This is a genomic window from uncultured Jatrophihabitans sp. (assembly GCF_964244045.1).
Taxonomy (GTDB): Bacteria; Actinomycetota; Actinomycetes; order Mycobacteriales; family Jatrophihabitantaceae; genus Jatrophihabitans.
The window spans coordinates 60332-75073 of the sequence record NZ_CAXTHK010000022.1; the positions used below are offsets into that span (position 1 = coordinate 60332).

The following is a 14742-nucleotide window of genomic DNA, read 5'->3' on the forward strand; positions in this document are numbered from 1 at the left end:
CAGCCGTCGCGACGCGGTGCCGCGGCCGTCCCAGACGCCGAGTCGAGCACTACAGATGCTGCGCCAGCCAGGCCCACTCCAGTGCAAGCTTGCTCGCCGACTGATCGACCGCCACCTTCTCCATCAACGTGCCGAGCAGCGGTACCCGGGCGGTGATGACGCCGGTCTGGATCAACCTCGTCCCCGGGCCGTGTGGACGTACGTCGGTCGTGCCGTCGATGTCCACCGGGACGCCCCTCGTCACCACCGTCCAGGTGGCCGAGCAGGCACCGTCGGCGGCTGGTGCGCTCCACCGCTCGGTCTGGGTCACCTGGGCAGAGCCTCGGACCAGCCGCGCTATCGGGCCGGGCAGCGAACCACCCTCTGCGCGGCGCGAGACGATCGTCAACCGGCCGTCGGCATCGGGGTCGCGGTCGACAACCTCGGCGCCGCTGGCACCGGCGGCCGCATATCGCGCGGCGTGCGACGCGGGGTCGCGCAGTACTGCCAGTACGTGCTCGACCGGGGCGTCGAGGTCGACCTCGTGGCGGAACGATGCAGTCACGGGGTTGGTCGCGCCTCATCAGCGACAATCGCCGGTGTTCGGGAGGCGAGGTACTCGCCATAAATCACGCCGAGGAAGCGGCTCACTGCCTCGGCGGCCGCCGTCGCCCGCGGGGTGCCGACGACGTCGAAGGCATGCTGCGCGCGCGGCAGCTCCGTATAGACGACGGGGCGCCGCGAGGCTGCGCGCAGCCGCTGGGCGAACAGCCGGCCCTCCTCGATCGGGATGAGCGAGTCGTTGGTGCCGTGCGACAGGAAGAACGGCGGCGCGTGCGGCCCGATGTGGCTCATCGGTGAGGCCTCGTCGAAGACTGCGAAGGCGTCGCGAAAGCTCTGCTTGACCACGCGTTTCTGCAGTAACGAGATGAGGCCCCGGTTGCCGACGTGGTCACGATTGGTCCAGTCGTAGGCGCCGTAGAAGGGCACGGCGGCCGCCACCGAGGTGTCGACGTCCTCGAAGCCGGGTTGCCACTGCAGGTCGTTGGGCGTCAGTGCTGCGAGTGAGCACAGGTGGCCGCCCGCCGACCCGCCGGTCACGCCGATGAAGTCCGGATCACCGCCGTAGTCGGCGATGTTGGCGCGCACCCATGCCAGCGCGCGCTTGACGTCGACGATGTGCGCCGGCCACGCGTGCCGAGGGCTGAGGCGGTAGCTCATGGCCACACACACCCAGCCACGCTCGACGAGGTGGCTCATCAGGGGGTACGCCTGCCCCTGTTTGCTGCCGAGCATCCACGCGCCGCCGGGCATCTGCAGCAATACGGGAGCCCGGGCGTCGCGGGGGAGATCCGAGCGGTGCCAGACGTCGAGCTGGTTCGCGCGTCCGGCGGGGCCGTAGGTGATGTCGGCGTCCAGCGCGAAGCGCCGGCGGATGCGGGCCAACCGGATCAGTCCTGGTGTGCGGGCCGTGGCGGCGTCCGGCCCGGGGAACGTCGGGTGGGCGATGCGCGCGCGGTAGTCGTAGCCGAGGGCCGCGCGCAGCGCGTCCTCGTAGGCTCGGAAGGCCTGCCGGCCGGCGCGGTCCAGACCGAGCAGCACGCCGGTCGTGCCAGCGAGCAGGGCAACGTTCGCCGCGCCGGCTCGACCGCGCAGACCGCCGGCGCGCGCCCCCACGGTGTTGGCCGCAAGGTGCAGCCCGAGCGCTGGCAGGGGCAGTTCAGATGTGGGCCACCCGGCGACGTAGGCCAGCCCGGATGCGGGGCCGCGCCGGTCGAGCGGTCGCAATGCGTTCGCAGCGTTCAAGGCAGCCGCCGCGTTGTAGGCGAGCAACCGGGTCGACGGCGTCAAGACGGACCTCCACGGCGAGCTGTGATGTGGCCAGGGCCGTTAGGGCAACGTTACGGACAACGCAGGACCCTTGAGGGCGCCGGACCTGTTTGCTAGATTCTCTTCCCGGGAAGATAATTCCCCGGGGGACGAAAGGTGGCCGGCAGATCGATCCGGGGGGTCCGGTCTGCAGGCCAATTCGACTAGTCGCTCACGCGGCCCCGTCCACGCCGTTCCGGCAGGGCGGGGTCGCGGTGCGTGGTCAGCAGCGCAGGGTCCTGCAGGGCTGCCGCCTCGAGCGCCGCGGCGTCAAGGTGCGCCCGGCTCAATGCATCGAGCGTGTTGCTGGCGGCGGCGAGGTCGGCCAGTCGCACATGGGTCAACAGCGACTCTCGCAGCGTCTCCAGGTACACCCGTTCCGCGCGACGCGCAGAATTGCGGCCCTGCTCGGTCAGCGCGGCGTGCACGACCCGTCGATCGGTGGCATTGCCGCGCCGGTCCAGCAGCCCGTCCTTGGCCATCCGGTCGACGAGCTTGGTGAAACCGCCCGACGTCATGGCGAGGTCGCGGGCCAGCACCGTCATCGGCAGGCCGTGGTCCGGTGCGGCCAGCAGCATGTGCAACACGGCAAACCACTGCGCCGGGACGCCCTCGGCCTCGACGGCCTCGTCGAGACGGTGTTGCACGGCGGCCGTCCCAACCCGGATGCTCTGCCAGTGAGCGACCAGTTCGTCGTCGGCCGTCCCTGATTCAGACACGTTCGAACATTACCGACGGTTTGTCCCGCCCGGCCGCGGCGACGTCGCGGATCAGCCTGGTTCAGGCGAGTCGGACGCGCGAGACCTCCGTCAGCTGGATCTCACGTTGCGCACTCGACTGCCGCAGCACGGTCTCGGCCTGCCGACCGTGGGCGATGAACTCGGCCAGGTCGTTGCCGAAGTGCGGGCCCGCCACCCGTGACCAGCGCAGCGACGACGGCGGCACCGGCGCCACAAGGCTGAGCAGTGCTCGCACGAAGCGTTCGGCCGGGGCGCTCCAGAAGAGCCGGAACACGATCTTCATGAACCAGGGGACGTAGTTGTGCAGGGGAGAGCAGGTCAGCTGGAACACCCGGGCGTTCAGGGGGACGCCGTAATGCGCCTCGGCGACGTAGGCGTGGTGGACGTCGCCCGACAGCACGCACACGGAAGCCGGCGCATCCGCAGCGCCGGCAACGCGTCCGAGCAGCTCGGCGAGGCGTTCAAAGCCGTTATGGAACGACGCCCAGTGTTCGAGGTCGGCCGCCCGGCGCAACCACTCGCCGAATCGGTTCAACCGCCGCCCGTGCCGGTCGTTGCACAGCTCCTCGTCCCAGGCCTCGAGGTCGTGCAACGCGCGGGTCAGCAGCCACGGCAGCGAAGTCCCGACGAGCAGGTGGTCGTAGTCGCCGACCGTCTGCTCCTCGATCCAGCTGAACTCCTCGTCGCTGACCATGCTGCGCGCGCCCTCGGCGAGGATGCGCCCGCACCGTGAGTCGATCATCACCAGCCGGGTGCGGCCGAAGTCGCGGCGGTAGGACCAGCGGGTGCCCTTCGCGCCGTCGGCCTCGGCGTCGGCCTCGGTGGCGAACGCGCGCAGCAGCTGGTCGGTGTCGCTACTGTGGGCGCGGACGCGTTGGTACAGCTCGTTGTCGGCCAGTTCGGCCGGGCCCAGGTTGCCGAGGTGCTGGTACACCCAGTACGACGTCAGACCGCCGATGATGCGCTCCTGCCACCAATCGGTCTGCTGCATCTCGACCCGCCAGGCGTGCGAGGTGTTCCAGTCGTCGCGTACGTCGTGGTCGTCGAAGATCATCGAGCTGGAGATCGTCGACATCAGCCAGCGCACGTCCGGGTCGGTCCAGGACTCGAGGTAGAGCCAGGTGTACTCCTCGAAGTCCGCGACCTGGTCCTTCGCGCCGTTCGTGATGTCGCGCTTGGCCCTGATGCGGCGCTGGGTCTGCGGGGACGTCTCGTCGGCGTACACCTGGTCGCCGAGCATGATCATCGCGTGTGGCCACCGCGCTTCGTCCTGGTCGGCCAGCTCGCGGGCGTAGCAGGCCAGCGCGTCGGCGTCGAAGTGCTTGTCGGCCAGTTTCACCGCCGCGCGACCGTAGCGGCACGACCCGAAGGCAAGGCGCACCTCGGTCGCGTCTTCGGGCAGGGTGCGGATGCGCGACGGAGGTCGGCTCGACTCGAACGGTGGCCAAGCCTGCTCGCCGTCGAGGTGGACGTCGTACGGCGTCGCCTCGTCGGGCGCGAGTCCCTGCACATGGACGAGCGCGAAGTGGTGCCCGCCGACGGTCCAAGTGTGCTCGCATGATCCGAGGATCGACACCTCGCAGGGCTCGTCGGTCTCGACCCAGACGGTGGCGTCGGTGCTGCCCACGTGTCGAAGGACGGGGCCGATCAGCAGGCGGGTCACGGGCGGTGCACAGGTTGGCAGACGAGCGGTCCCCGGTGGGCCATGAGTTCCACCCTAGTTCCCGCTATCGAACCGGTCCGAAGAAGAATCAAAAGTTTCGCAGAAAACGCATCCGAACTTGCCTGTGACCGCGAACACTGGGACAGACGGCCTCTACGCCCGTCCTTTCCTGCCAGGAGGAACCATGTCCGACTCCACTCGCCGAGGTTTTCTCAAGGTTGCGGGAACGGGGGTGGCAGTCGCCGGCGCAGTAGCCGTGGTCCCGTCCGCCGCTCACGCCGCGACGCGCAAAGACCCCGACACGCTCGCACTGCCCGACGGCGCTGAAGCATCGTTGGTCGCCTACGTCGAGGACGTGTCCACCGGAAAGGTTGCACTCATGGTCGAAGGCCACGAGTACACCGTGATCGATCACCAGCTGGTCGCCCGCCTCGCCCACGCCATGCACGCCGCCAAGTCCGTCTGACCGGGTCCTTCACCTCACCGAAAGGTTATTCATGTCCTCGCACCGCGAAGCACCCGCGATCTCCAAGGATGCGGCCGCCGACAACACCGACGTCTACGCCTTCGTCGACACCAACGACCCGAGCAAGGTCAACCTGATTTGCAGCTTCAACCCGTTCGAGATCCCGTACGGCGGCCCGAACTTCAGTGAGTTCGCCGACGACGTCATCTACACGATCAACATCTCCAACGACGGCACGTCGAAGCCGAACATCCAGTACCAGTTCCGCTTCCACACCATCATCCGCAATCCGAAGACCTTCCTGTACAACACCGGCCCGATCAACAGCCTCAGCTCGGCGAACTGGAACCGCCCGCAGAGCTACTCCATCACCAAGATCGTCTTCGCGAAGAGCGGCAAGTTCACCGCTACGTCCCTCGGTAAGGGACTGGCCGTGCCGCCGTGCAACGTCGGCGTCCGCAGCACTCCGAACTACGAGGCGAACCTGGGCAGCAAGGCGGTCCATTCACTCTCGGCCGGCCGCAAGGTGTTCGCCGGTCAGCGTTCGGATTCGTTCTTCGTCGACCTCGGCAGCATCTTCGACCTCGGCGGGCTGCGTCCGTTGAACCCGGCGCACCTCATCCCGCTGGCCGCGATGGCCGGCGAGAACGGCCTCATGGGGCTCAACGTGCACACCATCGCCTTGCAGGTGCCGATCACCGAGCTGGCCGTCGGCGGCAAGAAGCCGACCGATCCGGCCAAGTCCACCTCCGTCATCGGCGTGTGGTCCAGCACCTATCGCTCCTCGGGTCGGCTTTTCGACACCAAGACGGCCACCTACAAGGGGTACGGCAAGAACACGCAGGTCTCCCGACTCGGTAACCCGCTGTTCAACGAGGTCATCAACCCAATGGCCGTGAAGGACAAGTGGAACCACTCGGCCCCGGCGGGCGACAGCGCCTACGCGCAGTACGTGACCAAACCCGAGTTCGCCGGCCTGCTGCCGGTGCTCTACCCGGGTGCGTTCCCCAACCTGAAGGCGTACACGAAGCCGCGTGCGGACCTTGCCGCCATCCTGTTGACCGGCATCCCGGCATCGGTGCTGGGCGGCAAGGCCACCACGTACACGGGGCCGGTGGAGGCCGACATGCTGCGGCTGAACCTGGCCGTGCCACCCACCGCAAAGGGCAGCGAGAACAACCTCGGTGTAGTTGCCGGGGACTTCGCCGGCTTCCCGAACGGGCGTCGCGTCATCGACGACGTGACGACGATCGAGATCCGGGCGCTCGCCGGGCTCACTATCCCGCTGGTCGACAAGAGCTTCACGCCCGACGACATCGTGGCCAAGGGGGACTCGCTGCGCGACGGTTCGACCTACACGAACCTGCCGTTGCTCGACCGGTTCCCGTACCTGGCCCCGCCGGCCAGTGGCTACGGAACGACGCAGCCGACGCCGGCGGCCTGATAACACCCCGTTAGGACCTCGGCATGACGGCGGGGTGGTGGTGTTCAGGCACCACTGCCCCGTCGTCGTCGTTGGCGGCACTGTCGTTAGCGGCACTGTCGTCGGCGGAGGTGCGTCGAGCGTCGCGGGCCGTCACCGCCGCGCCGAGGCCGGCCGCGACGAGGCAGGCGACCGCACCCAGGGCCAGCCCGGCCCGGCCGCCCCAGGCGTCGGAGACCCAGCCCGCGATCGGGCCGCCGATGGGCGTCGAGCCCAGGAACGCGACGGCCCACAGAGCCATCACCCGTCCACGCATGCCCGGCTCGGCCGTGAGCTGCAGCGTGCTGTTGCCCTTCGACAGGAAACCCACGCTGGCACCGCCCACGAGGATGAGTGCTGCCAGCTCCGTCCAGAGCGTCGGAGCGACCGCAGCCAGCCCGATGGCGACGCCGAAGACCGCTGCCGACGTCGTCAATGCGCGCAGACCCGTCCGCCCGCGGGCTGCGACATAGAGGCCGCCTACCACGGCGCCCGCGCCCATCGCGGCGGTCATGAAGCCGTAGGCCGTCGAGCCACCGTGGAAGGTGTCGCTGGCCACGACGGGCAGCACCACCTGGAACTCATAGGCCAGGCAGCCCACGAGGGCCATCATCAGCAGCGGGCCGCCGAGCTCGGGTGTGCGGGACACGTAAACGAGCCCTTCGCGAACCTGACCCTTCCCGCGCCGCGTCGGGGGAGCGGGCGACAGCTTCGAGGTGTCCAGGCGCGCCAATGAGATGACCACCGCGACAAAGCTGGCTGCGTTGAGCAGGAAGCAGATGCCGGTGCCACCCACAGCGATGATCACGCCCGCGAACGCCGGCCCGACGGCCCGCGCCGCGTTGACCAGCACCGAGTTCAGGCTGACGGCGTTGCGCAGGTGCTCGGGCCCGACCATCTCGAGTACGAACGATTGGCGAGCCGGGTTCTCAAAGGTGTTGTTCAGACCGAGCAGAAAGGCCAGGACGTACACCTCCCACAACGTCACGACGTGCGTGACGGTGAGCAGGCCGAGGACGAGGGCCAGGACGCCCATCATGGACTGCAACGCCATCATCAACCGGCGCTTGTCGACGCGGTCGGCGACCACGCCGCCGTACGGGCCGAGCAGCAACACGGGCAGCGTCTGCAGCGCCACGGCAAGGCCAAGGGCGGCGCCGGAATGGGTCAGCTGCAGCACCAGCCACGACTGCGCGACGGTCTGCATCCAGGTGCCGATCATCGACACGGCTTGGCCACTGAAGTACCGGCGGTAGTTTCGGTTCGACAGTGAGACGAACGTGTCGCGGGCGAAGGCGTTGGCCGACGTCATCCGACGGGCCCGCCGCGCATCGCGGCGGCAAGTGACTCGAGGGCGGGCACAGCCTTCAGCAGCGCATCCTGCTCGTCCGGGGCGAGGCCGTCGAGCCAGTGCGACAGGGCGGTCGTGCGCTGGCGGCGCAGCCGGTTCTGGGTGCGGGTGCCTTCGGTGGTGATCTCGACGACCACCGCGCGGCGGTCGTCGTCGTGAGGCACGCGACGAACCAGACCAGCGTCCTCGAGCTTGCCGACGAGCCGCGAAGCCATCGTCGGGTTCAGGCCTTCGATCTCGGCGAGCTCGCCCATCCCCATCGTGCGGTGCCGGGCCAGGGTGCCGAGCAGCGACATCGTCGTCCGCGTCAGGCCGTCCGTCGTGACCTCGCGCTCGACGGTGCGCGAGATGCGCCCCAGTGCAACCCGCAGCCGGTTGACGTCGTCGTCCATGAGCTACCCCTCCCGCGGCAGGCACGACGCCATTTAGTTGCCTGTCGGCAAGCATATACCCGCGGTGCCAGTGGTCACACCGGGAAGGGCGGCCCGACGCTCTGCCTTTGCCCGGGTAGGGATCTTGGTGATCCCGCAACGAAGGAGTACGCATGACTGCACTTTTCGAGCCCATCAGCGTGGGCAAGCTGACGCTGTCCAACCGCGTGGTCATGGCCCCGCTGACCCGTAACCGGGCCGACGAGAACGGCGTCCCGCAGGACATCGCCGTCGAGTACTACCGGCAACGCGCAAGCGTCGGGTTGATCATCAGCGAGGGCACTCAGCCCAGCGCCGTTGGCCAGGGGTATCTGAACACGCCCGGCATCCACACCGACGCGCAGCGCGAGGGCTGGCGATTGGTGTTCGATGCCGTGCACGCCGAGGGCGGGCACCTGTTCGTCCAACTCATGCACGCCGGGCGGATCGGGCACCCGGACAACAAGCCGGTGCCTGACGTCGTCGCACCGAGCGCCATTGCGGCGCCGGACGGCATCGTCACGGCCACCGGCCAGCAGCCGTATCCGACGCCCCGGGCGCTCGACACCGACGAGATCGCCGGTGTCGTGGCCGAGTTCGTGCACGCCGCCCGCACGGCGGTCGATGCCGGGGCCGATGGCGTCGAGATCCACGGCGCCAACGGTTACCTCGTCCACCAGTTCCTGGCCCCGTCGTCGAACGTCCGTACCGACAGCTACGGCGGCACGCCGGTGAACCGCGCCCGGTTCGCGATCGAGGTTGTCAGCGCGGTTGCCGAGGCCGTCGGGCCCGAGCGCGTCGGCCTGCGCATCTCGCCGTCGCACAACATCCAGGGCGTTCTCGAGCAGGACGAGGCGGACGTGACGTCCACCTATCGGGCGCTGGTCGACGCGATCCGCCCGCTCGGGCTGGCCTACCTGTCCTACCTGGCCGACCCACGCGCCGAACTGATCCGTGACCTGCGCTCCCGCTTCGGCGGCCCGGTGATCGGCAACGACGGCTTCGGGTCGACCACGACCCGCGAGTCCGCGCAGGCACTGCTGGACGAGGACCTGGCCGACCTCGTGGCCGTGGGTCGGCTGGTCATCGCCAACCCCGACCTCGTACGTCGCTGGCGTGACGGCACGCCGCTCAACGATCCGAACCAGGACACGTTCTACGGTGGCGGCGCCGAGGGCTACACCGACTACCCGGCGCTCTAGAACCGCTCTCCCCAAGCGCACTTGTCCGCTGAGCTGGCTGTGATTTCTGCCGAGATCACAGCCGTCTCGGCGGACAAGTGCCGTTTCGGGCCGGGGCTCGTTGGTCAGCGGGCGAGGGCGACGTCTTCGCGGCGCGGGACTGCGAGGGTGCGTCCGAGCCGGCGGGCACCGACCACGGCGAGCAGGCAGCAGACGATCTGCATCGCGATGAACCCGCCGGGCATGCCGACGGCGAGCAGGACGCCGGAGAGCCCGGGGCCGACCGCGGTGGCCAGCGTCTGACCGCCGCTCATGGCTGCGAGTGTGCGGCCGGTGGCCCCTTCCGGAGCCAACGCGGCGGCCAGCGGGGTCAGCACCGGCGCGAGCATCGTCTCGCCGACGCTGAACAACGCGTAACCGGCAATGACGAATGCCGACGCGGGCAGGGTGTGCAGCATCGGTGCGGCCAGCACGAGCCAGACGCCCACCCACAGCACGCCGCAGATGGCGAGCAGCACAGCCGGCTGGACCCGCCGGGTGGCGCGCACGACCGGCGCGGTCAGGGCCGCGACCAGCACTGCGTTCGCGGCGACTGCGGTGCCGAGCGTGGTTGCCGGAACGTCCAGGACACTGAGTGCGTACGCCGGCAGGCCCGAGTCGAACTGTGCGTAGCAGGCCAGGGTCAACAGCACCGTAACGGCCAGCATCCAACGCACGCCCGGGGCGCGTAGCACCACGCGGTAACCCACATCGTCGCCGGGTTCCGCCAGGGACACCCGCTCGCGCTCGGCACGGCGACCGACAATGGCCACCAGCACGGCACTGGCCACGCTGCACACCGCGGCGAAGGCGTACGCCGGGCGTGATCCGGTGGCGCTGGTCAGGTCAACGAGGTACCCACCGACGAAGCCGCCCAGGGCGAGCCCCAGGTTCTGGCCGATGAACTGCCAGGCAAAGGCGTCGCGACGCTTGGCCGACGGGGTCAGCTCGAGCACCATCACGGACGTTGCGGGCTGGACAACGGCCAACGAGGCGCCGTAGGCAAGGGCCGCGCACCAGATCGGCACCGCGCCGTTGGCGTACATGAGGGCTACGACGGCCAGCACCATGCCAAGCCGAGCCGCGGTGGCCACGATCACCGGGCGAGAGCGGTCGGCGAGCCGGCCGGCGATCGGCGCAGCGAGCAGCGCGCCGAGTGCGAAGGCCGAGAAGGTCACTGCGGCGACGGAGGCGCCGAGGCCTCGTGCCGTCGCGATGTCGGCGTAGAGGAACGGAAGGACAGCACCCCAGCCGATGGCCCCGAGCGAGGCACCGACCAGGAGAACCGCCAGGCGGCGGTTGGACGAACGCATGACGACTAATCCACTTCGGTTAATTTAGCACTTCGATTGGCAATACTGCAACTTAGAACTTCGATATCGAATATGTTAGCCAACTGCCTCGGGCTTTTATTCCGTCGGGGTGTCCCGGGTTGATCGCCCTCACCGGCCCTGAACCGGCACGTAGGGTCCCCGCATGACGAAACGCACGCCGTGGGCCGAGTACGAGCGGGCCGTGCGCGTCTACACCGAGGCGGGCGCGGCCGAGACCGTGCAGCGCATCGTCACGGCGATGTCGCGGCTCTCCCGCCGGCTGGACGTTTACTACAACGCGCGGCTGGAGGCCATCGACGTCTCGCGGACCGAGTGGCCGGTGCTGCAGGCCCTGGCCATCGAGGGTCGCGACGGCAGCTCGCACCCGTCCAAACTGGCCGACGCGGCCGGGGTGTCGGCCTCGACCATGACGCACCGACTGGACCGGATGGTCGAGCGCGGGCTCGTCGAGCGGGTGCCCGATCCCGAGAACCGCACGCGCATGCTGATCTCGCTGACCCGCGCTGGCTGGGACCTCTTCCGCACCGCAGTGCTCGACGCCGAGGTCGGCGAGACGAACGTCTTCGGGCCGCTCACCGACGCCGAGCAGGCGGCCCTGGCCGCACTGCTCGAGAAGGTGCTCGCTGCGCAGAGCCACGAGCCCCGCCGCCGTCGCTGAACTCGAACGCACGGCCGGCACACCACGGCTGGTCACGGTCGAGTCCTATGATCGGCCGACTCGCGACGAGGTCGGCTCCCGCGAACTATCGATCGGAACTGCCGTGGGCGCCCTCCCGCTCGCCACCCGCGCCCGGCTGATCGCGCTCGCCGCCACCTCCGGCGCCGCAGCCGTCCTCGTGGCCGTGGGGTCGCCCACCGCTGCGGCCGCGCCGTCGACCCAGCCCGCGCCGTCCAGCACCTCGTCGAGCACGCCGCAGTCGTCGGCGACCCCGGCGTCCACTGCGGCGTCCACCTCGCCGGCGACGCGCCAGCCGGCCGCCACCGCGCCGCCGACCCCGCCCGACTACGGACCGCCGTGCACCACGAACGCCGACAAGTCGTATCCCGTCGTCTGCCTGCCGGAAGGCACTGGCGAGGACCGGACCGCGTCGGTGACACCCGGCGAGTACCTCGAGTTCGACGCCCAGGTGGTCAACAACGGGCCCGCCGTGTCGGACGCCACCGTCGTCATCACCCTGCCGAGCGGGTTGGGGTTGGAGTCCGACGAACCCGGCCCGGTGTACCGCATCGACGGTTGGTTCGGGAAGAACAAGGCGGCCGGCCAGTTCACCGACCTCACCTGCCAGGGTGACCCCTCGACGGTCACCTGCAGCGTCGGTGCCCTCCCGACGCACGCGAACATCCTGGTCGCGATCGACCTGGAGGTGTCCACGGACGCCACTGCGAACAGCACGCTCACCTTCGGGGTCGTATTGCAGCCGGCCGGGACCAACGTTTACCCCCCGACGTCGGTGAGCGCCCGGGTCAACGTCCTCGAGCGCAGCAGGCTCGTGGTCAGCCTCACCCCGGCCACGCTGCGCACCATCGTCGGGCACCGCGCGTCGATCACCGGCATCGTCCACAACCTGGGTCCCGGGCCTGCGCCCGACACGGTCGCCGTAGCCCTTGCCCTCGGTGAGAAGCACCCCAGCGAGGCACACTTCACCATCACCAATGGCTCTGATGCGAGCGTCCTGGGAGGCGGTTTGACGGCGCTCGTTTTCGCCGGCCCGTCACCGTCGTTGCTCCGCGCCCAGTTGCAGCAACAGCCGTTGCGCCGCGCCGCGTCGTCCGCACAGCGCCACGCCCTACCCTCGGCCCGGTTCTGGCCGCTCGACACCATCGCTCCAGGCGCCACCGCGCGCGTCGTCGTCCAGCTAAAGGCGCTGCGGGTGGGCACCGACACGCTGACGTTCGGTGCCCTCTCGCCGGCGGTCGACGCCGAGTGCGGGGGCGAGGACGAGTCCGGGAGCGGGTCCAGCTCGGCCGTCGCGAGCGCGACCCCGCTCGACCGAATGCCGGTAGCGACGACGACCACCGCGCCGGGCGACTGCTCGTTGACCGTGCAGACCAAGATCACCGCGATCCCCACGCCGGCCGCAGCGGCACCGCTCGCCAACACCGGCAGCCAGCACCTCGAGACGCTGCTGGGCGTCGCTTTCTCGGCGTCGGTGCTGGGCGCACTGTTCATGTGGGCCGGACGTCGTCGGGTCGCAGGTCGTCGCCATGGGTGAGCCGAGGGTGCGGGGGAAACACGGCGGCAACGCCACGGGCAGCACGCACGTAAGGGCACAGCCCGCACACTGTCCAGGTGAGCACTTATCGCCAGCACCTGCGCGGGCACGCCTACGAGTTCGCCGGGCTGACGCACCTGCTGGCCGCCGCCTCACCGCAGCGCTCGGGCGACGAGCTGGCCGGGTGTGCCGCGGGGTCCGCCGCCGAACGTGCCGCGGCGCAGTGGGCGCTGGCCGACGTGCCGCTGACCGCCTTCCTCGACGAGCTCGTCGTGCCCTATGAGTCCGACGAGGTCACCCGGCTGATCGTCGACACCCTCGACCGGAACGCCTTCGCCGCGGTGTCGCACCTGACCGTCGGGTCGTTTCGCGACTGGCTTCTGGAGGTGGCGGCCACGCCGACGGCGACATCCGTGCTGTCGGCGCTGGCGCCCGGTCTGATGCCCGAAATGGTCGCCGCCGTCAGCAAGCTGATGCGTAACCAGGACCTCATCGCGGTCGCCCGCCGTACGTCCGTGGTGACGGCGTTCCGCGACACGCTCGGCCTGCCGGGGCGGCTGGCCACCCGGCTGCAGCCCAACCACCCCACCGACGACCCGCGTGGCGTCGCGGCGGCCACCCTCGACGGGCTGTTGCTCGGCTGCGGCGACGCGGTGCTGGGCATCAACCCGGCGACCGACTCGCCTGGCGTCACCCGCGACCTGTTGCACCTGCTCGACGACGTCCGCTCGCGTTACGACATCCCCACCCAGACCTGCGTCCTTGCGCACGTCACGACCACCCTCGAGCTGATCGAGGAGGGCGCGCCCGTCGACCTCGTGTTCCAGTCCATCGGCGGGACGCAGGGCACCAACACCTCGTTCGGGGTGGACATCGCGCTGCTCGAGCAGGCCCGCGAGGCGGCCCTCGGGTTGGGGCGCGGGACAGTCGGCACCAACGTCATGTACTTCGAGACGGGGCAGGGCTCGTCGCTGTCGGCCGGTGCGCACCTCGGCACCGGCGGGCGACCGGTCGATCAGCAGACCCTCGAGGCGCGCGCGTACGGGCTGGCCCGCCACCTGCAGCCGTTGATCGTGAATACCGTCGTGGGGTTCATCGGCCCCGAGTACCTCTATGACGGCAAGCAGATCATCCGGGCCGGGCTCGAGGATCATTTCTGCGGCAAGCTGCTCGGTGTGCCCATGGGCGTCGATGTCTGTTACACCAACCATGCCGAGGCCGACCAGGACGACATGGACACCCTGCTCACGCTGCTGGGCGCGGCCGGCTGTACCTACGTCATAGCGGTGCCCGGCGCCGACGACGTCATGCTCGGCTACCAGAGCACGTCTTACCACGACGCGTTGTACGTGCGGGCTGCGCTCGGGCTCCGGCCGGCGCCGGAGTTCGAGGCCTGGCTGCAGAGCCTCGGCATGATGGACGACGCGGGCACAGTGCTGCCTGTGGCGGCATCGCCGCTGTTGGCGATCACCTCATGACGTCACCCGATTTCTGGGACGCCCTGCGGCGCTCGACGCAGGCCCGCATCGGCCTGGGGCGGGCCGGCAACGGGTTGCCGATGAGGGCCGAGCTGGAGTTCCGCGCCGCCCACGCCGCGGCCCGCGACGCCGTGCACGACGAGCTGGACGTCGCAGCGCTGTCGGCCAAGCTCAAGCATCTCTGGCTGGGCGATCCAGTGGTCGTGACCAGCCGGGCAGCCGACCGCGCCGAGTACCTGCGCCGTCCCGACCTCGGCCGCGAGCCGGCGTCCGAGCTGGACCTGCCCGCGCACGGGGACGACCTCGCGGTGGTGCTCGCCGACGGGTTGTCGGCGCGAGCGGTGTCGACCCACGCTGTGCCGTTCCTCGAGGCGTTGCTGGGGACGATAACCGCGAGCGTGGCCGTCCCAGTGATCGTCACTCAGGCGCGTGTTGCGCTCGGCGATCACATCGGCGCTGCGCTCGGGGTGCGGGCCGTTCTCGTGCTCATCGGCGAACGACCGGGGAGAGTCCCGCCGAGTGGTGTAAGTCGGGTTCCTGATCGTGGTGACCGGTGT

Annotated in this window: 14 protein-coding genes; 7 read left to right on the forward strand and 7 right to left on the reverse strand. The window is 69.7% G+C overall.

What is annotated here, in order from left to right:
* Nucleotides 1-49 precede the first annotated feature (49 nt).
* The 4 genes from ACFFC4_RS15855 to ACFFC4_RS15870 form a co-directional block, all read right to left on the reverse strand.
* A complete protein-coding gene (locus ACFFC4_RS15855) occupies nucleotides 50-544 on the reverse strand; it encodes a DUF2505 domain-containing protein (protein WP_375502574.1) in 495 nt (164 codons plus the stop codon).
* Nucleotides 541-1830, reverse strand: a complete 1290-nt coding sequence (locus ACFFC4_RS15860; RefSeq protein WP_375502576.1) for an alpha/beta hydrolase fold domain-containing protein — start codon at nucleotides 1828-1830, stop codon at nucleotides 541-543. The genes ACFFC4_RS15855 and ACFFC4_RS15860 overlap by 4 nt, the downstream gene beginning before the upstream one ends.
* A 182-nt stretch (nucleotides 1831-2012) precedes the next feature.
* A complete protein-coding gene (locus ACFFC4_RS15865; protein WP_375502578.1) occupies nucleotides 2013-2567 on the reverse strand; it encodes a MarR family winged helix-turn-helix transcriptional regulator in 555 nt (184 codons plus the stop codon).
* A 61-nt stretch (nucleotides 2568-2628) separates the two neighbouring features.
* On the reverse strand, nucleotides 2629-4251 hold the full coding sequence (locus tag ACFFC4_RS15870) for an alkaline phosphatase D family protein (protein WP_375502580.1): 1623 nt from the start codon (nucleotides 4249-4251) through the stop codon (nucleotides 2629-2631).
* Between the two features lie 184 nt (nucleotides 4252-4435).
* On the opposite strand from ACFFC4_RS15870, the gene ACFFC4_RS15875 reads away from it, so the two are divergent.
* Together ACFFC4_RS15875 and ACFFC4_RS15880 are read left to right on the forward strand one after the other, a co-directional pair.
* Nucleotides 4436-4717: a twin-arginine translocation signal domain-containing protein gene (locus tag ACFFC4_RS15875; RefSeq protein WP_375502582.1), complete on the forward strand. Its 282-nt coding sequence runs from the start codon at nucleotides 4436-4438 to the stop codon at nucleotides 4715-4717.
* Nucleotides 4718-4748: 31 nt separating this feature from the next.
* Nucleotides 4749-6161: a DUF4331 domain-containing protein gene (locus ACFFC4_RS15880; protein ID WP_375502584.1), complete on the forward strand. Its 1413-nt coding sequence runs from the start codon at nucleotides 4749-4751 to the stop codon at nucleotides 6159-6161.
* Between the two features lie 10 nt (nucleotides 6162-6171).
* Here the strand turns inward: ACFFC4_RS15880 and ACFFC4_RS15885 are convergent, their stop codons facing one another.
* On the reverse strand, nucleotides 6172-7491 hold the full coding sequence (locus ACFFC4_RS15885; RefSeq protein ID WP_375502586.1) for an MFS transporter: 1320 nt from the start codon (nucleotides 7489-7491) through the stop codon (nucleotides 6172-6174).
* Nucleotides 7488-7922, reverse strand: a complete 435-nt coding sequence (locus ACFFC4_RS15890) for a MarR family winged helix-turn-helix transcriptional regulator (RefSeq protein ID WP_375502588.1) — start codon at nucleotides 7920-7922, stop codon at nucleotides 7488-7490. Before ACFFC4_RS15890 ends, ACFFC4_RS15885 begins: the two co-directional genes overlap by 4 nt.
* A gap of 152 nt (nucleotides 7923-8074) precedes the next feature.
* Here ACFFC4_RS15890 and ACFFC4_RS15895 point away from each other — a divergent pair, with 152 nt between their 5' ends.
* Nucleotides 8075-9142 carry an alkene reductase gene (locus ACFFC4_RS15895; protein ID WP_375502590.1) on the forward strand — a complete coding sequence of 356 codons (1068 nt, stop codon included), beginning with the start codon at nucleotides 8075-8077 and terminating at the stop codon, nucleotides 9140-9142.
* Nucleotides 9143-9246: 104 nt separating this feature from the next.
* Here the strand turns inward: ACFFC4_RS15895 and ACFFC4_RS15900 are convergent, their stop codons facing one another.
* Complete coding sequence (locus ACFFC4_RS15900; protein WP_375502592.1) at nucleotides 9247-10473, reverse strand: MFS transporter; 1227 nt, start codon at nucleotides 10471-10473, stop codon at nucleotides 9247-9249.
* Nucleotides 10474-10636: 163 nt separating this feature from the next.
* Between ACFFC4_RS15900 and ACFFC4_RS15905 the strand changes: the two genes are divergently transcribed.
* The 4 genes from ACFFC4_RS15905 to ACFFC4_RS15920 form a co-directional block, all read left to right on the forward strand.
* The gene (locus tag ACFFC4_RS15905) at nucleotides 10637-11152 is read left to right on the forward strand and encodes a MarR family winged helix-turn-helix transcriptional regulator (protein WP_375502594.1); all 516 of its coding nucleotides are present in this window, start codon (nucleotides 10637-10639) and stop codon (nucleotides 11150-11152) included.
* Nucleotides 11153-11255: 103 nt separating this feature from the next.
* Nucleotides 11256-12707: a hypothetical protein gene (locus tag ACFFC4_RS15910; protein ID WP_375502596.1), complete on the forward strand. Its 1452-nt coding sequence runs from the start codon at nucleotides 11256-11258 to the stop codon at nucleotides 12705-12707.
* A 77-nt stretch (nucleotides 12708-12784) separates the two neighbouring features.
* Entirely contained in the window at nucleotides 12785-14185 is a 1401-nt protein-coding gene (locus tag ACFFC4_RS15915; RefSeq protein ID WP_375502598.1) for an ethanolamine ammonia-lyase subunit EutB, read from the forward strand.
* Nucleotides 14182-14742 (forward strand): ethanolamine ammonia-lyase light chain EutC (locus ACFFC4_RS15920; protein ID WP_375502600.1); only part of this gene is annotated, 561 nt, incomplete at its 3' end. The genes ACFFC4_RS15915 and ACFFC4_RS15920, both read left to right, overlap by 4 nt.

Coding starts and splice junctions, on each gene's coding strand:
- ACFFC4_RS15880 (WP_375502584.1), top strand. CDS start 4,749: ATGTCCTCGCACCGCGAAGCACCCGCGATCTCCAAGGATGCGGCCGCC.
- ACFFC4_RS15895 (WP_375502590.1), top strand. CDS start 8,075: ATGACTGCACTTTTCGAGCCCATCAGCGTGGGCAAGCTGACGCTGTCC.
- ACFFC4_RS15885 (WP_375502586.1), bottom strand. CDS start 7,491: ATGACGTCGGCCAACGCCTTCGCCCGCGACACGTTCGTCTCACTGTCG.
- ACFFC4_RS15890 (WP_375502588.1), bottom strand. CDS start 7,922: ATGGACGACGACGTCAACCGGCTGCGGGTTGCACTGGGGCGCATCTCG.
- ACFFC4_RS15905 (WP_375502594.1), top strand. CDS start 10,637: ATGACGAAACGCACGCCGTGGGCCGAGTACGAGCGGGCCGTGCGCGTC.
- ACFFC4_RS15875 (WP_375502582.1), top strand. CDS start 4,436: ATGTCCGACTCCACTCGCCGAGGTTTTCTCAAGGTTGCGGGAACGGGG.
- ACFFC4_RS15900 (WP_375502592.1), bottom strand. CDS start 10,473: ATGCGTTCGTCCAACCGCCGCCTGGCGGTTCTCCTGGTCGGTGCCTCG.